This is a genomic window from Streptomyces anulatus (assembly GCF_014650675.1).
Lineage (GTDB): Bacteria > Actinomycetota > Actinomycetes > Streptomycetales > Streptomycetaceae > Streptomyces > Streptomyces anulatus.
Window position 1 is genome coordinate 40080 of record NZ_BMVK01000021.1, and the last position, 20095, is coordinate 60174.

The 20095-nt window shown below is 72.0% G+C and carries 16 protein-coding genes; 11 read left to right on the plus strand and 5 right to left on the minus strand.

Translation table 11 applies throughout. The features are described from left to right. Positions 1–28: 28 nt before the first annotated feature. A complete protein-coding gene (locus IE272_RS34205; RefSeq protein ID WP_032794259.1) occupies positions 29–814 on the minus strand; it encodes an amino acid ABC transporter ATP-binding protein in 786 nt (261 codons plus the stop codon). Positions 815–1277: 463 nt separating this feature from the next. On the opposite strand from IE272_RS34205, the gene IE272_RS34210 reads away from it, so the two are divergent. Together IE272_RS34210 and IE272_RS34215 are read left to right on the plus strand one after the other, a co-directional pair. Beyond that, positions 1278–1970, plus strand: a complete 693-nt coding sequence (locus IE272_RS34210) for a response regulator transcription factor (protein ID WP_047179155.1) — start codon at positions 1278–1280, stop codon at positions 1968–1970. 19 nt (positions 1971–1989) lie between these two features. Beyond that, positions 1990–3384 carry a sensor histidine kinase gene (locus IE272_RS34215; protein ID WP_050360303.1) on the plus strand — a complete coding sequence of 465 codons (1395 nt, stop codon included), beginning with the start codon at positions 1990–1992 and terminating at the stop codon, positions 3382–3384. A 48-nt stretch (positions 3385–3432) separates the two neighbouring features. Here the strand turns inward: IE272_RS34215 and IE272_RS34220 are convergent, their stop codons facing one another. Next, positions 3433–4434, minus strand: coding sequence for a TAXI family TRAP transporter solute-binding subunit (locus IE272_RS34220; protein ID WP_190009557.1), 1002 nt, complete (start codon positions 4432–4434; stop codon positions 3433–3435). Positions 4435–4578: 144 nt separating this feature from the next. Here IE272_RS34220 and miaB point away from each other — a divergent pair, with 144 nt between their 5' ends. Both miaB and IE272_RS34230 read left to right on the plus strand, forming a co-directional pair. Further along, positions 4579–6099 (plus strand): tRNA (N6-isopentenyl adenosine(37)-C2)-methylthiotransferase MiaB, encoded by a 1521-nt coding sequence (gene miaB / locus IE272_RS34225; RefSeq protein ID WP_190009558.1) that lies wholly within the window; start codon positions 4579–4581, stop codon positions 6097–6099. A gap of 221 nt (positions 6100–6320) precedes the next feature. Further along, the gene (locus IE272_RS34230; RefSeq protein WP_190009560.1) at positions 6321–7040 is read left to right on the plus strand and encodes a class III extradiol dioxygenase subunit B-like domain-containing protein; all 720 of its coding nucleotides are present in this window, start codon (positions 6321–6323) and stop codon (positions 7038–7040) included. 64 nt (positions 7041–7104) lie between these two features. On the opposite strand, the gene IE272_RS34235 is transcribed toward IE272_RS34230, so the two are convergent. Continuing rightward, positions 7105–7419, minus strand: a complete 315-nt coding sequence (locus tag IE272_RS34235) for an antitoxin (RefSeq protein ID WP_056711910.1) — start codon at positions 7417–7419, stop codon at positions 7105–7107. A gap of 200 nt (positions 7420–7619) precedes the next feature. Here IE272_RS34235 and miaA point away from each other — a divergent pair, with 200 nt between their 5' ends. The 6 genes from miaA (at position 7620) to hflX (ending at position 15671) form a co-directional block, all read left to right on the plus strand. Continuing rightward, positions 7620–8558 carry a tRNA (adenosine(37)-N6)-dimethylallyltransferase MiaA gene (gene miaA / locus IE272_RS34240; RefSeq protein WP_050360297.1) on the plus strand — a complete coding sequence of 313 codons (939 nt, stop codon included), beginning with the start codon at positions 7620–7622 and terminating at the stop codon, positions 8556–8558. A gap of 107 nt (positions 8559–8665) precedes the next feature. Continuing rightward, positions 8666–9118 (plus strand): hypothetical protein, encoded by a 453-nt coding sequence (locus IE272_RS34245; protein ID WP_047179161.1) that lies wholly within the window; start codon positions 8666–8668, stop codon positions 9116–9118. A 100-nt stretch (positions 9119–9218) separates the two neighbouring features. After that, positions 9219–10085 carry a diaminopimelate epimerase gene (gene dapF / locus IE272_RS34250; protein WP_050360296.1) on the plus strand — a complete coding sequence of 289 codons (867 nt, stop codon included), beginning with the start codon at positions 9219–9221 and terminating at the stop codon, positions 10083–10085. Between the two features lie 171 nt (positions 10086–10256). Then, positions 10257–12425 carry a RelA/SpoT family protein gene (locus tag IE272_RS34255; protein WP_056698913.1) on the plus strand — a complete coding sequence of 723 codons (2169 nt, stop codon included), beginning with the start codon at positions 10257–10259 and terminating at the stop codon, positions 12423–12425. 148 nt (positions 12426–12573) lie between these two features. Then, positions 12574–14019, plus strand: coding sequence for a M1 family metallopeptidase (locus IE272_RS34260; RefSeq protein WP_056698910.1), 1446 nt, complete (start codon positions 12574–12576; stop codon positions 14017–14019). Positions 14020–14150: 131 nt separating this feature from the next. Then, complete coding sequence (gene hflX / locus IE272_RS34265; protein ID WP_050360293.1) at positions 14151–15671, plus strand: GTPase HflX; 1521 nt, start codon at positions 14151–14153, stop codon at positions 15669–15671. A gap of 96 nt (positions 15672–15767) precedes the next feature. On the opposite strand, the gene IE272_RS34270 is transcribed toward hflX, so the two are convergent. Together IE272_RS34270 and IE272_RS34275 are read right to left on the minus strand one after the other, a co-directional pair. Continuing rightward, positions 15768–16940 (minus strand): trypsin-like serine peptidase, encoded by a 1173-nt coding sequence (locus IE272_RS34270; protein WP_050360292.1) that lies wholly within the window; start codon positions 16938–16940, stop codon positions 15768–15770. Between the two features lie 212 nt (positions 16941–17152). Next, entirely contained in the window at positions 17153–18322 is a 1170-nt protein-coding gene (locus IE272_RS34275) for a trypsin-like serine peptidase (RefSeq protein WP_098892560.1), read from the minus strand. A gap of 355 nt (positions 18323–18677) precedes the next feature. Here IE272_RS34275 and IE272_RS34280 point away from each other — a divergent pair, with 355 nt between their 5' ends. After that, positions 18678–20072: a diaminobutyrate--2-oxoglutarate transaminase family protein gene (locus IE272_RS34280; RefSeq protein ID WP_056698907.1), complete on the plus strand. Its 1395-nt coding sequence runs from the start codon at positions 18678–18680 to the stop codon at positions 20070–20072. Positions 20073–20095 lie beyond the last annotated feature (23 nt).

Sequence of the window (20095 nt, forward strand, 5' to 3'; positions counted from 1 at the left end):
ACAATCCTTAGGTCGTAGGTCGTTGTCGTCAGTGGTGAAGGATCTTCGACAGGAAGTCCTTGGCCCGGTCGCTGCGCGGGTTGCTGAAGAACTGGTCGGGGGTCGCCTCTTCGACGATCTTCCCGTCGGCCATGAACACGACGCGGTTGGCGGCGGAACGGGCGAAGCCCATCTCGTGGGTGACGACGATCATCGTCATCCCGTCCCGGGCCAGCTGCTGCATGACCTCCAGGACCTCGTTGATCATCTCCGGGTCGAGCGCCGACGTGGGCTCGTCGAAGAGCATGACCTTCGGGTCCATCGCCAACGCCCGTGCGATCGCGACGCGTTGCTGCTGGCCACCGGAGAGCTGAGCCGGGTACTTGTCGGCCTGTACGCCGACGCCCACCCGGTCGAGCAGGGTCCGGGCCTTCTCCTCCGCCGCCTTCTTGTCGGCCTTGCGGACCTTGACCTGGCCCAGCATGACGTTCTCCAGCACCGTCTTGTGTGCGAAGAGATTGAACGACTGGAAGACCATGCCCACGTCGGCACGCAGCCTGGCCAGCTCCTTGCCCTCCTGGGGCAGGGGCTTGCCGTCGATCGAGATCGCTCCCGAATCGACCGTCTCCAAGCGGTTGATCGTGCGGCACAGCGTGGACTTGCCGGACCCGGAAGGCCCGATGACGACCACGACCTCGCCACGGGCGATGGTCAGGTCGATGTCCTGGAGCACATGCAGCGCGCCGAAGTGCTTGTTGACGTTGCTCAGTACGACCAGGTCGTTCGCCGCAGGCGCGGCATCCTCTGCGGCCTTGGTCACTGAAACTCCGCTCATCGGCTTCTTGCTCCGTCCTCCTCGGTTGAACAAGGACAGTAATGACGCAGTGCTACCAGCGTCATTACATCTGAGCGGAAATTGAGCATAACGATCCGGCGGCAACCGGACACTCCGCGTGAACGGGACGCCCCGCACGCCCCGAGGGCGTACCGGGTGCATAACGGAAACCCTGCTGTAACCGGCAGGCTCTTGACTGGTGTGCCCTTCATCGGCGTGGATGCCTTGAGCGAGGAAGACGTGAAACACCGCAGAACGGGAAGTCTCATCGGGGCTCTCGGGGGCTCTCGGGGGATCTCGCGGATGAAGCGCGGGTTAATCTCGGGCTCTGCCCGGTGACGCCGTGCGACGGTGATCACGAACGGGACGACGAAGCGAACGAGCCCGAGGAGCCGCACGGCGCCCCGGGGAAGCACGGAGACCCGAGAGCCGCACGGCCCCGGGAGACACGGAGAGGAGGGCCATGAGACTGCTGCTCGTCGAGGACGACGACCATGTCGCGGCGGCCCTGTCCGCCGTGCTCGCCCGGCACGGATTCCAGGTCGTGCACGCCCGCAACGGCGAGGAGGCCCTGCGCGCGCTGCTGCCCGCCGAGAAGGAGCCCTTCGGGGTGATCCTCCTCGACCTGGGCCTGCCCGACCAGGACGGCTACGAGGTGTGCGGGAAGATCCGCAAGCGCACCGCGACCCCCGTGATCATGGTCACCGCCCGCGCGGACGTACGCTCGCGCATCCACGGACTCAACCTCGGCGCCGACGACTACGTCACCAAGCCGTACGACACCGGCGAGCTGCTCGCCCGTATCCACGCGGTCGCCCGGCGCACCTCCAGCGGCGAGGACACCGCGCCGACCCCCGTCGCCGCCCTGCGCCTCGGGCCGGTCTCCATCGAGCTGCCGACCCGCCGGGTCAGCGTCGACGGCGCCGAAGTCCAGCTCACCCGCAAGGAGTTCGACCTGCTGGCCCTCCTCGCCCAGCGCCCCGGCGTCGTCTTCCGCCGCGAACAGATCATCAGCGAGGTCTGGCGTACCAGCTGGGAGGGCACCGGACGCACCCTGGAGGTCCACGTCGCCTCCCTGCGCTCCAAGCTGCGGCTGCCCGCCCTGATCGAGACCGTGCGGGGCGTCGGCTACCGGCTCGTCGCGCCGTCCGCGTAACCGGCGGGTACGTCTCCCGGTGCGCTCCCGTCTGCTCCCGCTGCTCATCGTCCTGATGGCCGCCGTCCTGCTCACCCTCGGCTTCCCCCTCGCGATCAGCGTGGCCGCCGCCGAGCAGCAGCGCCTGGTGATCGACCGGATCGACGACACCGCACGGTTCGCCGCCCTGGCGCAGTCCATCACCGACACCTCCCCGGACAGCGAGGAACGCCGCCGCACCCTCCAGACCGACCTGGAGCTCTACGCCTCGGTGTACGACATCCGCGCCGGCGTCTTCTTCCGGGACGACCGGGCCCTGGCCAAGGCTCCCGGCTTCTGGAACCTGCCCGCCGAGGGGGAGGGGCGCACGGCCTTCAACGAGGCGCTGCTGGGCCGCCGCTCGCACGACCCCCCGCAGGTCTGGCCCTGGCGCGACGGCCGCGTCGTCGTCGCCTCGCCCGTCGTGCGCGACGGCGATGTGGTCGCCGTGGTCGTCCTCGACTCGCCCACCGGCGAGATGCGGTCCCGGATCCTGCGGACGTGGCTGTTCATCGGCCTCGGCGAGGCGCTGGCGCTGCTGGTGGCGGTCGGCGCGGCGGTACGGCTCACCGGCTGGGTCCTGCTGCCCGTACGGACCCTGGACGCGGCCACCCACGACATCGCCGGCGGCCGTATGCGCTCCCGGGTCGCCGCCTCCGCCGGGCCGCCGGAACTCAGACGCCTGGCGCGTTCCTTCAACGAGATGGCGGACAACGTCGAGGACGTGCTGGAACAGCAGCGCGCCTTCGTCGCCGACGCCTCGCACCAACTGCGCAACCCGCTCGCCGCCCTGCTGCTGCGCATCGAGCTCCTCGCCCTGGAGCTGCCCGAGGACAGCGAGGAGATCGCGGCCGTGCGCACCGAGGGCAAGCGGCTGGCCCGGGTCCTCGACGACCTCCTGGACCTCGCGCTGGCCGAGCACGCCGAGGCGGATCTCCAGCTGATCGACATCGTCCCGCTCGCCGCCGAGCGGGTCGCCTCCTGGCGCCCGATGGCGGAGCGGGAAGGTGTGAACCTCACCCTGGACGGGGCCCCGGCGGCCACCGCCTGGGCCGACCCCGTCGCGCTCTCCAGCGCCCTGGACGCGGTGATCGACAACGCCCTGAAGTTCACCCCCGCCGGAGAGGACGTCACCGTCACCGTCGCCGCCGGAGCCCTCGTGACGACCGTCGTGGTCGCCGACCGGGGTCCCGGTCTCACCGAAGCGGAGCTGGAGCGCGTCGGGGACCGCTTCTGGCGCAGCACCCGCCACCAGAACGTCAGCGGATCGGGCCTCGGCCTCTCCATCTCCCGGGTGCTGCTCGCGGCGGGCGGCGGTTCGATCGCGTACGAGCACCACGCACCGCACGGCCTCCGGGTGACCGTCTCGGTCCCCCGCGACCTGCCGGGGAGCTGAAGCGGAGCCGGCGGGGGCGGGCCGTCGGGCCTCAGGAGCGGCGGGGTCTCACGGCTTCACCGAGCGGTAGTAGTCCTTGGCCCCGTCGTGCACGTCCAGCGGGTCCGTGTAGATCGCCGTTCGCAGATCCACCAACTGCGCCGCGTGAACCTCGCGGCCGATCCGGTCCCGGCTGTTGATCACCGTCCGGGTGAAGGCCTCGGTCATGGCCGCGTCCGTACGGTCGGTGGTGACGAGCAGGTTGGCGACGGCGACCGTGGGCACAGCCTGACCCTGCTGGGCCTGCGGATAGGCGTCGGCGGGCATCATGGCCGACCGGTAGAAGCGGGTGGGACCGGTCGCCGCCTGCAACTTCGCGACCAGCTCGGCCTCCAGCGGCACCAGCCGGATGTCGAAGCGCTGCGACAGCTCCTGCACGGCGGCGGTCGGCAGTCCGCCCGACCAGAAGAACGCGTCGAGCCGGCCCTGGGTCAGCCGTACGGGCATGGTGTCGATACCCACCGGCACCGGTGTGACGTCGGCGGCCGGATCGAGCCCCGCCGCCGCCAGCAGCCGGTCCGCGACCAGCCGCACCCCCGAGCCCTCCTGCCCGACGCCCACCCGCTTGCCGCGCAGGTCGGCGACCGTGCGGACGTCGGAGTCGCGGGGGACGACCAGCTGGACGTAGTCGTCGTAGAGCCGGACGCAGCCGCGCAGCCGCTGGGCTCCCGGCCTGCCGTCGCGCAGATAGGTGGCCACGGCGTCGGCGGTGGCGATCGTGAAGTCCGCCTCGCCGGTCGCCACCCGGGCGAGGTTCTGCTGCGACCCCTCACTGGTCCGCAGCCGTATGGACACCTCGGGTATGTCCTTGGCGAGCGCGACCTCCAGCCGCTCCCCGTACCGCTGGTAGACGCCGCTGGGCACACCGGTGGAGAAGGTGAGCGACCCGCTCGGGTCACCCTCGTCCCCCTCGGGCTGCAGCCACCAGGCGAGCAGCCCGAGCACGACCGCGAGGACGGCGCCCGTCTGCAGGGTGCGTCGGCGGCCGAATCGGGACAGAGCGTGGAACATGCGCGCGATCCTGCCAGCTCACCCGCCCCCCTGACCAGGCTTCCCCGTGAGGCCCGCCCCACAGTGGGCCGGGACGGCGGCGGACGGGCGGGGCGGGGGAAGGGGACGGGAGGGAGCCGCCCGGCAACCGCCTACCCTTGTCCCATGAGCAGCGGCAACCGGAGCGAAGCAGTGGACGTCCAGAAGAGCTACGAGGTGCGCACCTACGGGTGCCAGATGAACGTCCACGACTCCGAACGGCTGTCGGGTCTCCTGGAGGGCGCCGGTTACGTCCGGGCTCCCGAAGGCTCCGACGGCGACGCCGACGTCGTCGTCTTCAACACCTGCGCGGTGCGGGAGAACGCCGACAACAAGCTGTACGGGAACCTCGGCCGCCTCGCGCCCATGAAGACCAAGCGCCCCGGGATGCAGATCGCCGTCGGCGGCTGTCTCGCGCAGAAGGACCGCGACACCATCGTCAAGCGGGCCCCCTGGGTCGACGTCGTCTTCGGCACCCACAACATCGGCAAGCTGCCGGTCCTCCTGGAGCGCGCCCGCATCCAGGAGGAGGCGCAGATCGAGATCGCCGAGTCCCTGGAGGCCTTCCCCTCCACGCTCCCCACCCGCCGCGAGTCCGCCTACGCCGCGTGGGTCTCCATCTCGGTCGGCTGCAACAACACCTGCACCTTCTGCATCGTCCCGGCGCTGCGCGGCAAGGAGAAGGACCGCCGCACCGGCGACATCCTGGCCGAGATCGAGGCCCTGGTCGCCGAGGGCGTCTCCGAGATCACCCTCCTCGGCCAGAACGTGAACGCGTACGGCTCCGACATCGGCGACCGCGAGGCCTTCTCCAAGCTGCTGCACGCCTGCGGGGCCATAGAGGGCCTGGAGCGCGTCCGCTTCACCTCGCCGCACCCCCGGGACTTCACCGACGACGTCATCGCCGCCATGGCCGAGACGCCCAACGTGATGCCGCAGCTGCACATGCCGATGCAGTCCGGATCGGACAGCATCCTGAAGGCGATGCGCCGCTCCTACCGCCAGGATCGCTTCCTGGGAATCATCGAGAAGGTGCGCGCCGCGATGCCGGACGCCGCCATCTCCACCGACATCATCGTGGGCTTCCCCGGCGAGACCGAGGAGGACTTCGAGCAGACCATGCACGCCGTCCGCGAGGCCCGTTTCGCCAACGCGTTCACCTTCCAGTACTCCAAGCGCCCCGGGACCCCCGCCGCCGACATGGACGGCCAGATCCCCAAGGAGGTCGTCCAGGAGCGGTACATGCGTCTGTCCGCCCTCCAGGAGCAGATCTCCTGGGACGAGAACAAGAAGCAGGTCGGCCGCACCCTGGACGTCATGGTCGCGGAGGGCGAGGGCCGCAAGGACGGTGCCACCCGGCGCCTCTCCGGCCGTGCCCCCGACAACCGGCTGGTCCACTTCACACAGCCCGAGAAGGCCGTGCGCCCCGGCGACGTCGTGACCGTCGAGATCACCTACGCCGCCCCGCACCACCTGCTCGCCGAGGGGACGCCGCTCGCCGTACGGTCCACCCGCGCGGGTGACGCCTGGGAGAGGCGCACCACCGAGGCGGCCGCCAAGCCCGCCGGGGTGATGCTCGGCCTCCCCGGCATCGGCGCCCCGGACCCGCTCCCGGCCGCCACGGCCCCGGCCTGCGGCATCGGCTGACGTCTCGGGGCCGGGCAGCGGCCTCGGCCGGACGGTGCCGACGGCCGGGGCAGGCCGACGGCCCGGAGTGCTCAGCCGCCGGCTTCCGTTCCATGGCCCCGCGCGGCCGACAGCCCCGGCTTCCGGCCCGCGGGTCCCGCGCGGTCGGCCGGCCTCGTCCCAGGGTCCCGTGCGGCCGACCGGCCCGCCCGCTCCGACCTTCGGCAAGTACGCTGACCGGCATGCTTGTCGCCGCCGCCGTGTGCCCCTGCCCGCCGCTCCTGGTGCCCGAGGTCGCCGCCGGGGCCGCCCCCGAGCTCGACGCCGCGCGGGACGCGTGCCTCGACGCCGTGGGAGTGCTCGCCGCCTCGCGCCCGGATCTGCTCGTCGTCGTGGGGCCGGGCGACGACCGGTCCGCCGGACCCCACCCGGCGGGGGCGCGCGGCTCCTTCCGGGGCGTCGGCGTGGACCTCGACGTGACGCTCGGCGACGTACCGCAGGACGCCGCCGCCCCGGACCGGCCGCTGCCGCAGTCCCTCACGGTGGGCGCCTGGCTGCTGGGCCGGGCCCGATGGACGGGCGCTCCCGTCGAAGGGCTCGCCGTGGCGGAGAGCGAGGCCACCCGGGAGTGCGCCGAGGCCGGACGCTCCCTCGCCCGACGTGCCGAGCGGGTCGCACTCCTGGTGATGGGCGACGGCAGCGCCTGCCGCACCCTCAAGGCCCCCGGCTACCTCGACGAGCGGGCCGCCGCCTTCGACGCCCGCGCCACCGAAGCGCTCGGCTCCGCGGACCTCGACGCCCTCGCGGCGCTCGACGCGGCGCTCGCCCGTGAACTCAAGGCGGCCGGACGGGCCCCCTGGCAGCTGCTCGGCGGCGCCGCGCGGGACGCCGGGCTGGCCGGCCGGCTGCTGTACGAGGACGCCCCGTACGGCGTGGGCTACACCGTGGCCGCCTGGTCCTGAACAGACCGGCGGCGGGTACGGAGCGCTCGGCCCCGTACCCGCCGCCGGTCCCCTGCCGCCGTGCTCAGGAAGCGGGCGGCGGCGGAGGAGGAGTGTTGCCGGGCGTACCCCCGGGCGTACCAGGGGTGCCGGGCGTACCGGGGGCGCCGGGCGTACCGGGCGTGCCCCCGTCCTTGTTCCCCAGCTTGTCCACGGCCTCCTTGGCCTTGCGCGTACCCGAATCGATCTTGTCGCTGTATTTGCCCTTGGTCTTCTGGTCGACCGTGCGCGCGGCCTTGTCGAGGCCCTGCTCGATCTTGCCCCCGTGCTGCTGCGCGAGGTCGCCGACCTTGTCCTTGGCCGGCCCCAGCTTGGCCTTCAGGTTGTCCAGGAACCCCATTGGGTCACCTTCCGTGCAGTGAGGACTGTTCGCGGGAGCGTTCTCCCGCCCCCATTGTCCGTCACCTGTCCGTTCCTGCCGTTTTTACTCGCCTTATTACGCTTCCCGGCGCATCCTTGACGTCGCTCTCCGCTTCCGGCCGTGTCCCCATGGACACCCGGCATGTTCGGGAGGTCCCGGATATTTGGGAGACTGTCCGGGTGACCCCTCCCGCTTCCGCCCCCCGCGTCATCACCGTCGTAGGCCCCACCGCAGCCGGAAAGTCGGATCTGGGGGTCTTTCTCGCCCAGCGGCTCGGCGGCGAGGTGATCAACGCCGATTCCATGCAGCTCTACCGGGGCATGGACATCGGCACCGCGAAGCTGACGCTCCCCGAGCGCGACGGCGTGCCGCACCGACTGCTGGACATCTGGGACGTCACCGAGACCGCCAGCGTCGCCGAGTACCAGCGACTGGCCCGCCTGGAGATCGACCGGCTGCTCGCCGAGGGGCGCACGCCCATCCTGGTCGGCGGTTCCGGGCTCTACGTGAAGGGCGCCATCGACGCCCTGGAGTTCCCCGGTACGGACCCCGAGGTGCGCGCCCGCCTCGAAGCGGAGCTGGCCGAGCGCGGCTCGGGCGCCCTGCACGAACGCCTCGCCGCCGCCGACCCGGATGCCGCCCGGTCCATCCTGGCGAGCAACGGCCGCCGCATCGTCCGCGCCCTCGAAGTCATCGAGATCACCGGCAAGCCCTTCACCGCCAACCTCCCCGGCGACGAGCCGGTCTACGACGCCGTGCAGATCGGCGTCGACGTGGACCGCCCCGAACTGGACGAGCGCATCGCCCTGCGCGTCGACCGGATGTGGGAGGCGGGGCTCGTGGACGAGGTGCGCGCCCTGGAGGCCTCCGGGCTGCGCGAGGGCCTCACGGCCGCGCGCGCCCTCGGCTACCAGCAGATCCTCGCGGCGCTCGCGGGGGAGTGCACCGAGGACGGCGCGCGGGCCGAGACCGTGCGCGCCACCAAACGCTTCGCCCGCCGCCAGGACTCGTGGTTCCGCCGTGACTCGCGTGTCGTGTGGCTCGGCGGCGGACACCGTGACCGGGGGGAACTCCCGCACCGGGCGCTGACGTTGGTCGAACGAGCGGTCACAGCCTGATCACGTGATGGCATCGGGAAGCTCCGCCCGTCAATTCGGCACCCGTGATCGTGCCATCATCGAGCATCGATCCACCAGTGGAGTCCGAGTTGGGAGGGCGCGTGGCGATGGAGGCCGGCCCTCGCGACACGGAGCAGCGCGACACAGAGCACGACGTGCCGTCACCGCGGGAGACCGCGGGACGGCTGAGTCCTGACGGGCCCGACGAGCAGGACGTGACCCCCGAGGTCGAGGTCGAGCTGCGGCCCACCCGCAAGCTGCGGATCTGGCAGCTCGCGCCCATCGTCGTGCTGGCCGCGGTCGGCTCGCTGATGTTCGCCTTCCCCCTCGCCTTCGAGTTCGGCGACGGCGGCGCCATCGTCGCCATGCTGGGGCTTCTGATCAGCTGCTGCGCGGCCGGCTGGGGCATGATGGCCGCCCGCCGCGTCGGTCACACCTGGCCGGGACTGCCCTCGCGCGGTTCCGGTGACCGCCCCGACTGGCGAGTGATCGCGCTGTACGTGGCGACCGGCGCCGCCCTGGTCGCCCTCGCCGTCTGGCGCGTGGCCCGGCTGCGCTGACGGCCGGACCGCGCTGCGCCCGGTCCGCCCGCGCGGGTCACGGGCCGGGCCGCCGGGTCCGCCCGTGCGGGTTGTCGGCGCCGCCTCGTACAGTTGGCGTGTGAGCACCTCGCAGATCGCCTTCCTCAAGGGTCACGGCACCGAGAACGACTTCGTGATCGTCCCGGACCCGGACAACGCCCTCCCGCTGCCCGCCGCCGTCGTCGCCCGGCTCTGCGACCGCCGGGCCGGCATCGGCGGGGACGGCCTGCTGCACGTCGTGCGGTCCGCCGCACACCCCGAGGCCCGGGACATGGCGGACGCGGCCGAGTGGTTCATGGACTACCGCAACGCGGACGGCTCGATCGCCGAGATGTGCGGCAACGGCGTGCGGGTCTTCGCCCACTACCTCCAGCGCGCCGGCCTCGTCGAGGAGGGCGACCTCACCGTCGCCACCCGGGGCGGCCCCAAGCGCGTGCACCTCGCCAAGAACGGCGACATCACGGTCTCCATGGGACACGCCCTGCTGCCCGAGGAGAGCGCCACGGTCAGCGTCGGCGACCGCAGCTGGCCCGCCCGCAACGTCAACATGGGCAACCCGCACGCGGTCGCCTTCGTCGACGACCTGGACCACGCCGGCGACCTGTACACCGCCCCGCCCGTCAGCCCCGGGACCGTCTACCCCGACGGCGTCAACGTCGAGTTCGTCGTCGACCGGGGCCCGCGCCACGTCGGCATGCGCGTCCACGAGCGGGGCTCCGGCGAGACCCGTTCCTGCGGCACCGGCGCCTGCGCGGTCGCCGTCGCCACCGCCCGCCGGGACGGCGCCGACCCCGCGAGGACCGGCCTCCCCGCCACCTACCGGGTGGACCTCCCCGGCGGCACCCTCGTCATCACCGAGCACCCCGACGGCGCGATCGACATGACCGGACCCGCGGTGATCGTCGCCGAGGGCGTCATCGACCCGGTCTGGCTCGAAACCTCCTGAGGAATGGCCGGCTCGAAACGATGACCGGCCCGAGCTTCGCTCGAATGGGTGATCCGTTTCACGCTGGGCGAGAGCTGGACTGCGCCACGTGGTGGGGTCGATAGCATCAAGCACCGGCCCCGAGGGGCATCCGCTCCTCCCCAGCGCCGGTCGACGTCGCCGGAGGTGCCCATGAGTGCAGAGGCCGCCGATCCGGGCGCTCCCCTTCGCAGGCGGAGCCGCCCCCGGATCGATCTGCGCAGACTGGGCCGGGTGGCACTGCTCGGCCCGGTCTCCCGCGACCGCCTGCCCGACGCCATCGGACATGTCGCCGAGGCGCACCGCGCCCACCACCCCGACGCCGACCTGACCATCCTGCGCCGGGCCTACGTCCTCGCGGAGTCCTCGCACCGAGGCCAGATGCGCAAGAGCGGCGAGCCGTACATCACGCATCCGCTGGCCGTCACCCTGATCCTCGCGGAGCTCGGCGCCGAGACCACCACCCTCACCGCCTCCCTGCTCCACGACACCGTCGAGGACACGGAGGTGACGCTCGACCAGGTGCGCGAGCAGTTCGGTGACGAGGTCTGCTATCTCGTCGACGGCGTCACCAAGCTGGAGAAGGTCGACTACGGGGCCGCCGCCGAACCGGAGACCTTCCGCAAGATGCTCGTCGCCACCGGCAACGACGTCCGGGTCATGTCGATCAAGCTCGCGGACCGGCTGCACAACATGCGCACCCTCGGCGTGATGCGCCCCGAGAAGCAGGCCAGGATCGCCAAGGTCACCCGGGACGTCCTCATCCCGCTCGCCGAACGGCTCGGCGTGCAGGCGCTCAAGACCGAGCTGGAGGACCTGGTCTTCGCGATCCTGCACCCCGAGGAGTACGAGCAGACCCGTGCCCTGATCGCCGCCGCGGCAGGCCCGGACGCCCCCCTCGACACCATCGCCGACAACGTACGGGGCACCCTGCGCGACGCGGGCATCAGCGCCGAAGTCCTCATCAGGCCACGCCACTTCGTCTCCGTGCACCGGGTCCGCAGAAAACGCGGCGAACTGCGCGGCACCGACTTCGGCCGGCTGCTCGTCCTCGTCACCGAGGACGCCGACTGCTATGCCGTCCTCGGTGAGCTGCACACCTGCTTCACCCCGGTGATCTCCGAGTTCAAGGACTTCATCGCCGCCCCCAAGTTCAACCTGTACCAGTCGCTGCACACCGCGGTCGTCGGCCCCGGTGGCGCCGTCGCCGAAGTCCTCATCCGCACGCACCGGATGCACAAGGTCGCCGAGGCGGGCGTCGTCGCGCTGGGCAACCCGTACGCCCAGGACCACGCCGCCGCCCCGCAGACCGAGCCGTCGGACGAGCGCGCCGACCCGACCCGGCCCGGCTGGCTCTCCCGGCTGCTGGACTGGCAGGAGTCCGCCACCGACCCCGACACCTTCTGGACCACCCTGCGCGCCGACCTCGCCCAGGACCGTGAGATCACCGTGTTCCGCACCGACGGAGGCACCCTCGGGCTGCCCGCCGGGGCCAGCTGCGTCGACGCCGCCTACGCGCAGTACGGCGACCGGGCGCACACCTCCATCGGAGCCCGGGTCAACGGCCGCCTCGCCACCCTGAGCACCGTCCTCAGCGACGGCGACACCGTGCAGCTGCTGCTCGCCCAGGACACCGCATCCGGTCCCTCGCCCGACTGGCTCGACCACGCGCGCACCCCCGCCGCCCGGATCGCGATCACGGGCTGGCTCACCGACCACCCCGACGAGGCAAAGCCCACCCCCTCGACGATGACGTCCATGGACCCGGGCGGACCCGGCCCGGCCGAGCCCGCCGCCCCGGAGCGTGCCGCCCAGGCCACCGCACCGGCACGCACCCGGTCCGGCCCCCGCGCCACCGGCGTCGTCGTCGACGGGCCGGACGCGCCGGTGCGCCTCGCCGGCTGCTGTACGCCGGTGCCCCCCGACGAGCTGACCGGCTTCGTCGTCCGCGGTGGCGCCGTCACGGTGCACCGCCGCGAGTGCCCCGCCGTGGCCGCCATGCAGGAGATCGGCCGCGCCCCGGTCGGGGCCCGCTGGGCCGACGCGGGCGGCCGGGAGTCCGACGCGGGCTGCCGGGTCACCCTGGTCGCCGAGTCCTTCGGCCGCCCCCGGCTCCTCGCCGACCTCACCGAGGCCATCGCCACCGCCGAGGCGGCGATCGTCTCCGCCACCGTGGAACCGCCCAGCGAGCAGCGCGTCCGCCACACCTACACCCTCCAGCTCCCCGACGCCGCGGGCCTTCCCGCCCTGATGCGCGCCATGCGCGAGGTCGCCGGGGTCTACGACGTCAGCCGCGCCCAGCACCCGGCCCCCGCCGGCTGAGCCCGCCCCGGAAGCCCCGGATGCGGCCCGGCCCGAGGAGCGCCTCCCGGCCGGCCCAACCGCTCCTCCCACGGGTGGGGCGTTCTCGTTCGAGTGGTGCGGCGCGCGGCTCCCCGGCCGGGCGGCGATGCGCTGATAGCGGTAGTCCATGCCGCTCCTCAACCGCCGCCTGCGCGCCGCCCTGCTGGCGACCGCCTCGGCCACCCTCGTCGCCGCCACCCTGCCCGCCCCCGAGCCCCTGGGCATCGGCGACCGGCTCTTCCCCGAGCTGGGCAACCCCGGATACGACGTCCTCGCGTACGACATCGCGTTCACGTACCACGGCAGCAACACCAAGCCCCTGGACGCCGTCACGAAGATCAGGGCCCGCACCACCGCCCCGCTGGACCGGATCAACCTCGACTTCGCCCGGGGCGCCGTCCACGGGGTCGAGGTCAACGGGCTGGCCGCCGACTTCGGCAGCAAGCGCGAGGACCTGGTCGTCCAGGCCCCCCGCAGCCTCCCCGCGGGCGTACCGCTGAACATCACCGTCCGGCACACCAGCGACCCGAGCGGATCCGGGGACGACGGCGGCTGGGTCCGCACCGCCGACGGCCTCGCCATGGCCAACCAGGCCGACGCCGCCCACCGGGTCTTCCCCGGCAACGACCACCCGTCCGACAAGGCGTACTTCACCTTCCGGATCACCGCCCCCGAGAAGCTGACGGCCGTCGCGGCCGGTCTGCCCGCGGGGAAGACCCGGCGCGGGGCCACGACCACCTGGACCTACCGCACCGAGCACCCCATGGCGACCGAGCTGGCCCAGGTCTCCATCGGCAGCTCCGCCGTCCTGCACCGCACCGGCCCGCACGGACTGCCGGTGCGCGACGTCGTCCCGGCCGCCGACCGGAAGAAGCTGGAGCCCTGGCTGAAGAAGACCCCCGCCCAGCTGGAGTGGATGGAGGAGCAGGTCGGCCGCTACCCCTTCGAGACGTACGGGGTGCTCGTCGCCGACAGCCCCATCGGCTTCGCCCTGGAGACCCAGACGCTGTCCCTGTTCGGGAAGTCCTTCTTCACCGAGCCCGGCTACCCGGAGTGGTACGTCGACTCGGTGATGATCCACGAGCTGGCCCACCAGTGGTTCGGCGACAGCGTCTCGCCCGCGAGCTGGTCCGACCTGTGGCTCAACGAAGGACACGCCAGTTGGTACGAGGCCCGGTACGCCGAGGAGAACGGCGGCGGGACCCTGGTGCGGCGGATGCGTGAGGCGTACAGGCTCTCCGACGGCTGGCGCGCGGACGGCGGCCCTCCGGCGCACCCGGACGGCCCGGCCCCGGGGCAGAAGCTCAGCCTGTTCCGGCCGGTCATGTACGACGGCAGCGCTCTGGTGCTCTACGCCCTGCGCCAGGAGATCGGCGAGGCGGCCTTCGACCGGCTGGAGCGCACCTGGGTCCGGGTGCACCGGGACTCCACGGCGACCACCGCGGACTTCACGCGACTGGCGTCCGGCATCGCGGGACGGGACCTGTCCGCCTTCTTCGACGGCTGGCTGTACGGGAAGAAGACCCCGCCGATGCCCGGCCACCCGGACTGGAGCAGCGCGAAACCCGCGTGACGGGCCCGGTGGGGCCGTGCCACTATCGACGCGTCGGCGCGGCGGACCGCACCGGAGGTCCCGGCAGGGAATCATCCGGGAAGATCACACGTTGTGACTGACGTAAAGACTTCTATCGACGTAAGGATCCAATGACCTCCTCTTCTTCCCTTCCCCAGGACGCGCAGGACGCGCAGAGCGCCACGGAGAACACCACCGAGAGCCTCACCGAGAGCCTTCGGGCCGACGCCCTGATGGAAGAGGACGTCGCCTGGAGCCAGGAGATCGACGGAGCGCGGGACGGCGATCAGCTGGACCGCTCCGAGCGTGCCGCGCTGCGACGCGTGGCGGGTCTCTCCACGGAGCTCGAGGACGTCACCGAGGTCGAGTACCGGCAGCTGCGCCTGGAGCGCGTGGTGCTGGTGGGCGTCTGGACCTCGGGGACGGTGCACGACGCGGAGATCTCCCTCGCGGAGCTCGCCGCACTCGCCGAGACGGCGGGCGCCCAGGTGCTCGACGCGGTGTACCAGCGGCGCGACAAGCCGGACCCGGCCACCTACATCGGCTCGGGCAAGGCGCTGGAGCTGCGGGACATGGTGCTCGAATCCGGCGCCGACACCGTCGTCTGCGACGGTGAGCTGAGCCCCGGCCAGCTGATCCACCTGGAAGACGTCGTCAAGGTGAAGGTGGTCGACCGGACCGCGCTGATCCTCGACATCTTCGCCCAGCACGCCAAGTCCCGCGAGGGCAAGGCGCAGGTCTCGCTGGCCCAGATGCAGTACATGCTGCCTCGGCTGCGCGGCTGGGGTCAGTCGCTCTCCCGTCAGATGGGCGGCGGCGGTTCCAGCGGCGGTGGCGGCATGGCCACCCGTGGTCCCGGTGAGACCAAGATCGAGACGGACCGGCGACGGATCCGCGAGAAGATGGCGAAGATGCGCCGGGAGATCGCGGAGATGAAGACCGGCCGCGAGATCAAGCGGCAGGAGCGCAAGCGCAACAAGGTGCCCTCCGTCGCCATCGCCGGATACACCAACGCGGGCAAGTCCTCGCTGCTCAACCGCCTGACCGGGGCCGGTGTCCTGGTGGAGAACTCCCTGTTCGCCACCCTGGACCCGACCGTCCGCCGGGCCGAGACGCCGAGCGGCCGCATCTACACCCTGGCCGACACCGTCGGGTTCGTCCGGCACCTGCCGCACCACCTCGTCGAGGCGTTCCGCTCCACCATGGAGGAGGTCGGCGAGTCCGATCTCATCCTCCACGTGGTGGACGGCTCCCACCCGGTGCCGGAGGAGCAGCTCGCCGCGGTGCGCGAGGTGATCCGGGACGTCGGTGCGGTGGACGTACGCGAGATCGTCGTGATCAACAAGGCGGACGCTGCGGACCCCCTGGTCCTCCAGCGGCTTCTGCGCAACGAGAAGCACGCCATCACGGTCTCGGCCAGGACCGGCGCCGGAATCGACGAGCTGCTCGCGCTCATCGACGCCGAGCTGCCCCGGCCGTCCGTCGAGATCGAGGTGCTCGTGCCGTACATCCAGGGGGCTCTGGTCTCCCGGGTGCACGCCGAGGGCGAGGTGCTCTCCGAGGAGCACACCGCCGAGGGCACCCTGCTCAAGGCCCAGGTCCACGAGGAGCTGGCCGCGGAGCTCGGGACCTTCGTCCCCGCCGCGCACTGACGGACGCGGGACCGCACGACGACCGGAAGGCCCGGCCCCTCCCCACTCTGAGAGTGGGGAGGGGCCGGGCCTTCGGCGTGCGGTCGGCGGCCGGAGCTACCGGCCGGCGAACTTGTCGCTCATCATCGTGAAGGTGCGCCGGGCGTCGTCATCGAGCCGGGGTCCGGCCAGCCAGCCCGAAGTGACCGGGCCGATCGAGGTGTTGGACACCAGCATCGACTTACCGTCCGGCCCGGCGACGAACCAGCCGCCGCCGGAGGAACCGCCGGTCATCGTGCAGCCGATCCGGTACATGGTCGGGGTGCCCGGGGCGATCGAGAGCCGCCCGGGCCGGTCGACGCACTGGTGCATCAGCAGGCCGTCGTACGGCGGGCCGGCCGGGTAGCCCCAGGCGCCCATGCCGCTGATCTGCTGGATCTCCGGAGCGTCGAAGGAGACCGGCAGCGCGTTGCCCACCGTCTCCTCCAGGGACTTCGTGCCCTTCTCGGGCTTCACGTGCAGGATCGCGTAGTCGTACGGCGCGCCCGCTCCGCCGGTCGGGCCGCCGCCGGAGATCCATGCGCCGGACGAGGCGGCCCAGTCGGCCCAGTACGTGCCGTAGGGGGCGATCTCCTGCGGCTGCGCGGTCCGCAGCTGCGCCGCGTTCTTGCCCTGGTCGTTGTACGAGGGCACGAAGACGATGTTGCGGTACCAGCCGCCGCCCGCGCCCGCGTGCACACAGTGTCCGGCGGTCCAGACGAGGTTCGACCGCCCGGGGTTCTTCGGGTCCTTCACGACCGTGCCCGAGCAGACCATGGATCCCTCGGGAGAGTCGAAGAAGACCTTGCCGACCGGGGCGGCGTGCCGGTGGTAGGGCAGTTTCTCCGGCTTGGCGGGCACCGGGGCCGGCTCCGGATCGCTGACGTCCTGCCCGGCGGAGAGGTCACCGGCCGCCATCGTCTTGGCGGGTTCGTCGGCCGAGGCCATCCGGTCCGGCTTCCACAGGCCGTCGATCACCGGGTTGACGAAGTCCTCGGCCTTGCGGAGCCACTTGTCCTTGTCCCAGTTCTTCCACTCCCCGCCCTTCCACTTCTCCGGGTCCACCCCGTGCTTCTCCAGGGCGTCGCCCAGATCACCGGGAAGACCGGCGGCGGGGTCCTTCTCCGCTGCCGGGCCGGTGGCGGACGGCTTGGCAGCGGCGGCGTCCTCGTCCGGTCCGCAGGCCGTGGCCGTCAGTGTGAGCGCCGCGACGAGGCCGGTAGCGGCCAGCAGCGGACGTATCGATCGCATGGAAGAGATCCCCCTGAACACCTGAGTCGTGCGGTTGTGCGCCTACGCGGACGTGCGCTTGTACGCGTGCGCGGTCGTGCATTCTGTCATGTGCTTGTCATGCATGACTCCGGGGTACGCCGGGGACCGATCGCGGCCCCCGGCCGGCGACTGCCGTACCGGGGGCCGCGATCGAGATCTCGTGCGGAGGACCCGTCGTCGAAGGCCGGGACCTACTGGCCCGCGTACTTCTCGCTCACCGCGCGGTAGATGCCCTCGGCCTCCTTGCCGAGCCGGGGTCCGGCCAGCCAGCCCGCGGTGACCGGGCCGATCGAGGTGTTCGAGACCAGGGCGGGCTTGCCGTCCTGCCCCGCCGCGACCCAGCCGCCGCCGGAGGAACCGCCGGTCATCGTGCAGCCGACGCGGTACATCGTGGGCTGGTCCTGGAAGACGGAGAGCCGGCCCGGCTTGTCCTTGCACTGGAGCAGCTTCTGACCGTCGTACGGCGGCGCGGCCGGGTAGCCCGTGGCCGTCATGCCGGTGATCTCCGGCACGGCGGGAGCGTTGAACTCGACCGGCAGCGCCGAACCGACCGTCTCCTCCAGCGACTTGCCGCCCGCGCCCTTCTCCGGCGTCACATGCAGCACCGCGAAGTCGTACGGGGCGCCCTGGCCGCCGACAGCTGCGCCCTGGGCGATCCACTGCTCGGAGGTCTGGGCCCACTTGCCCCACCACACACCGTAGGGAGCGATCTTCTCCTTGGGTGCGGTCTCCAGCTCGGCCAGCGACAGGCCGTCGTTGTTGTACGCCGGGACGAAGGCGATGTTGCGGTACCAACCGCCCTTCTTGCCCGCGTGCACGCAGTGCCCGGCGGTCCACACCATGTTGGACTTGCCGGGGTTCGCCGGGTCCTTCACCACGGTCGCGGAACAGACCATCGAGCCCTGCGGGCCGTCGAAGAGCAGCTTCCCGGACTCGGGGGCGTTGTCGTGGTACGGCGTCGCGACACCGGCGGCCTGGACCGGGGCCGGCGTCGGGTCCGTCACGCCGTCGTCGCCGGAGATGTCGTTGTCGACCGGGTTCTCCGGGGGCTTGTCGGCCTCCCGCATCCGGTCCGGGTCCCACAGACCGTCGATGATCGGGTTGACGAAGTCCTTGGCCTCACGCAGCCACTTGTCCTTGTCCCAGTTCTTCCACTCCCCGTCCCGCCACTTGTCGGGGTCGATACCGTGCTCCTTGAGCCGGTCCTTGAGGTCGTCCGGAATGGCGACCTTGCCGTCGGACGACTGGTCGGCCGAGGCGCTGGGCGAACCGCCCGCGTTGTCCTCCTCCGGACCGCACGCGGTGGCGGTGAGCGCCAGCACCGCGGCAACGGCGGTCGCGGCGAGCGCGGTGGAGGGCATGCGCCGTGCGCGCCTCCCGCGCCGTGCGGTATCGGTCGGGCGAATGGGTCGCATCTCGTGATCCCCCTGGGACTTCGTCACTCGGTACTCGTGCTGTATTGCGGACACTTCGGGCGCCGGAGCAGGTGCTTCCGCGCCCCTGTGCGGCCCCCACTATGCCGGTGCCGATGGTGACGGTACGCGGCAGGTCCGCGGTTCCGCCGCCGCGAGGATGTTCCGATTTACCCGTGATCCATCGCGGACGGCGTCGTTGGTACGTACGGGGGACACCAGGACAGCGTTCACGCCCTCGGTGCGTCCGCGCGAAAACGTACCGACGTGCAACGCAACTGTTACCGCAGGAGGATCAAGAGTCGTGTCCGTGACCGAACCCGCACCGGTGGCGCCACCCTCCGCGCACGAGGGCATTCTCCGTCGCCAGACCCTGCGCGAATCGGCGGCCCGCACCTACGCGCGGTCCCTGCCGATCGTCCCGGTGCGCGCCCGCGGGCTGACCATCGAGGGCGCGGACGGACGCCGTTACCTCGACTGTCTGTCGGGCGCCGGCACGCTGGCGCTCGGGCACAACCACCCCGTCGTGCTCGAAGCCATCCGGAAGGTCATCGACTCCGGCGCCCCCCTGCACGTGCTGGACCTCGCCACCCCGGTCAAGGACGCGTTCACCACCGAGCTGTTCGCCACCCTGCCGAGGGAGTTGGCCGACAACGCCCGCATCCAGTTCTGCGGCCCCGCCGGTACGGACGCCGTCGAGGCCGCGTTCAAACTGGTCCGCGCCGCGACCGGGCGCACCGGCCTGCTGACCTTCACCGGCGCCTACCACGGCATGACCGCCGGGGCCCTGGAGGCGTCCGGCGGCGCCACCGACGTACGAGTGACCCGGCTGCCCTTCCCGCAGGACTACCGCTGCCCGTACGGCACCGGCGGCGAGCGCGGCGCCGCGCTCGCCGCCCGCTGGACCGAACACCTGCTGGACGACCGCAAGGGCGGCGTTCCGGCCCCCGCCGGAATGATCGTGGAGCCGGTCCAGGGCGAGGGCGGCGTCAACCCCGCCCCCGACTCCTGGCTGCGCCGCATGCGCCGGATCACCGAGGACCGCTCCATCCCCCTCATCGCCGACGAGGTGCAGACCGGGGTCGGCAGGACCGGCGCCTTCTGGGCCGTCGAGCACAGCGGCATCGTCCCCGACGTCATGGTCCTCTCCAAGGCGATCGGCGGCTCCCTGCCCCTCGCCGTGATCGTCTACCGCGCTGAACTGGATCTTTGGCAGCCGGGCGCCCACGCGGGTACGTTTCGTGGCAACCAGCTCGCCATGGCGGCGGGCGCGGCCACGCTCGCGTACGTCAGGGAGAACCGACTGGCGGACCGCGCGGCGGTCCTGGGGGCCCGGCTGCTCGCCCGTCTGACGGAGCTGCGGGCACTCCACCCGGGAATCGGTGACGTACGGGGGCGTGGACTGATGATCGGCATGGAGCTGGTGGATCCCGAGCGCGCACCCCTGCCCGCCGAAGCCGGCGACGACCACCCCGCCCCGCCGCCCGACCCGGCCCTCGCCCTCGCCGTCCAGCAGGAATGTCTGCGGCGCGGCCTCATCGTCGAACTGGGCGGCCGCCACGACGCCGTGGTCCGCCTCCTGCCGCCCCTCACCATCACCGACGAGCAGGCGAGTGCCGTCGTCGACCGTCTCGCCGACGCGCTGGCAGCCGCGACACGCTCCCCGCACCGTCGGACCACCACCGGGCCGACCACCTGAACCCGGAATCCCCACAAGGAAGA

What these genes read in the sequence shown, in the direction of transcription:
- IE272_RS34210 (WP_047179155.1), top strand. Translation starts at nt 1,278, where the DNA reads ATGAGACTGCTGCTCGTCGAGGACGACGACCATGTCGCGGCGGCCCTG.
- IE272_RS34230 (WP_190009560.1), top strand. Translation starts at nt 6,321, where the DNA reads ATGCTTGTCGCCGCCGCCGTGTGCCCCTGCCCGCCGCTCCTGGTGCCC.
- IE272_RS34270 (WP_050360292.1), bottom strand. Translation starts at nt 16,940, where the DNA reads ATGCGATCGATACGTCCGCTGCTGGCCGCTACCGGCCTCGTCGCGGCG.
- IE272_RS34260 (WP_056698910.1), top strand. Translation starts at nt 12,574, where the DNA reads ATGCCGCTCCTCAACCGCCGCCTGCGCGCCGCCCTGCTGGCGACCGCC.
- miaB (WP_190009558.1), top strand. Translation starts at nt 4,579, where the DNA reads ATGAGCAGCGGCAACCGGAGCGAAGCAGTGGACGTCCAGAAGAGCTAC.
- hflX (WP_050360293.1), top strand. Translation starts at nt 14,151, where the DNA reads ATGACCTCCTCTTCTTCCCTTCCCCAGGACGCGCAGGACGCGCAGAGC.
- IE272_RS34275 (WP_098892560.1), bottom strand. Translation starts at nt 18,322, where the DNA reads ATGCCCTCCACCGCGCTCGCCGCGACCGCCGTTGCCGCGGTGCTGGCG.
- IE272_RS34220 (WP_190009557.1), bottom strand. Translation starts at nt 4,434, where the DNA reads ATGTTCCACGCTCTGTCCCGATTCGGCCGCCGACGCACCCTGCAGACG.
- IE272_RS34205 (WP_032794259.1), bottom strand. Translation starts at nt 814, where the DNA reads ATGAGCGGAGTTTCAGTGACCAAGGCCGCAGAGGATGCCGCGCCTGCG.
- IE272_RS34255 (WP_056698913.1), top strand. Translation starts at nt 10,257, where the DNA reads ATGAGTGCAGAGGCCGCCGATCCGGGCGCTCCCCTTCGCAGGCGGAGC.
- IE272_RS34235 (WP_056711910.1), bottom strand. Translation starts at nt 7,419, where the DNA reads ATGGGGTTCCTGGACAACCTGAAGGCCAAGCTGGGGCCGGCCAAGGAC.
- IE272_RS34245 (WP_047179161.1), top strand. Translation starts at nt 8,666, where the DNA reads ATGGAGGCCGGCCCTCGCGACACGGAGCAGCGCGACACAGAGCACGAC.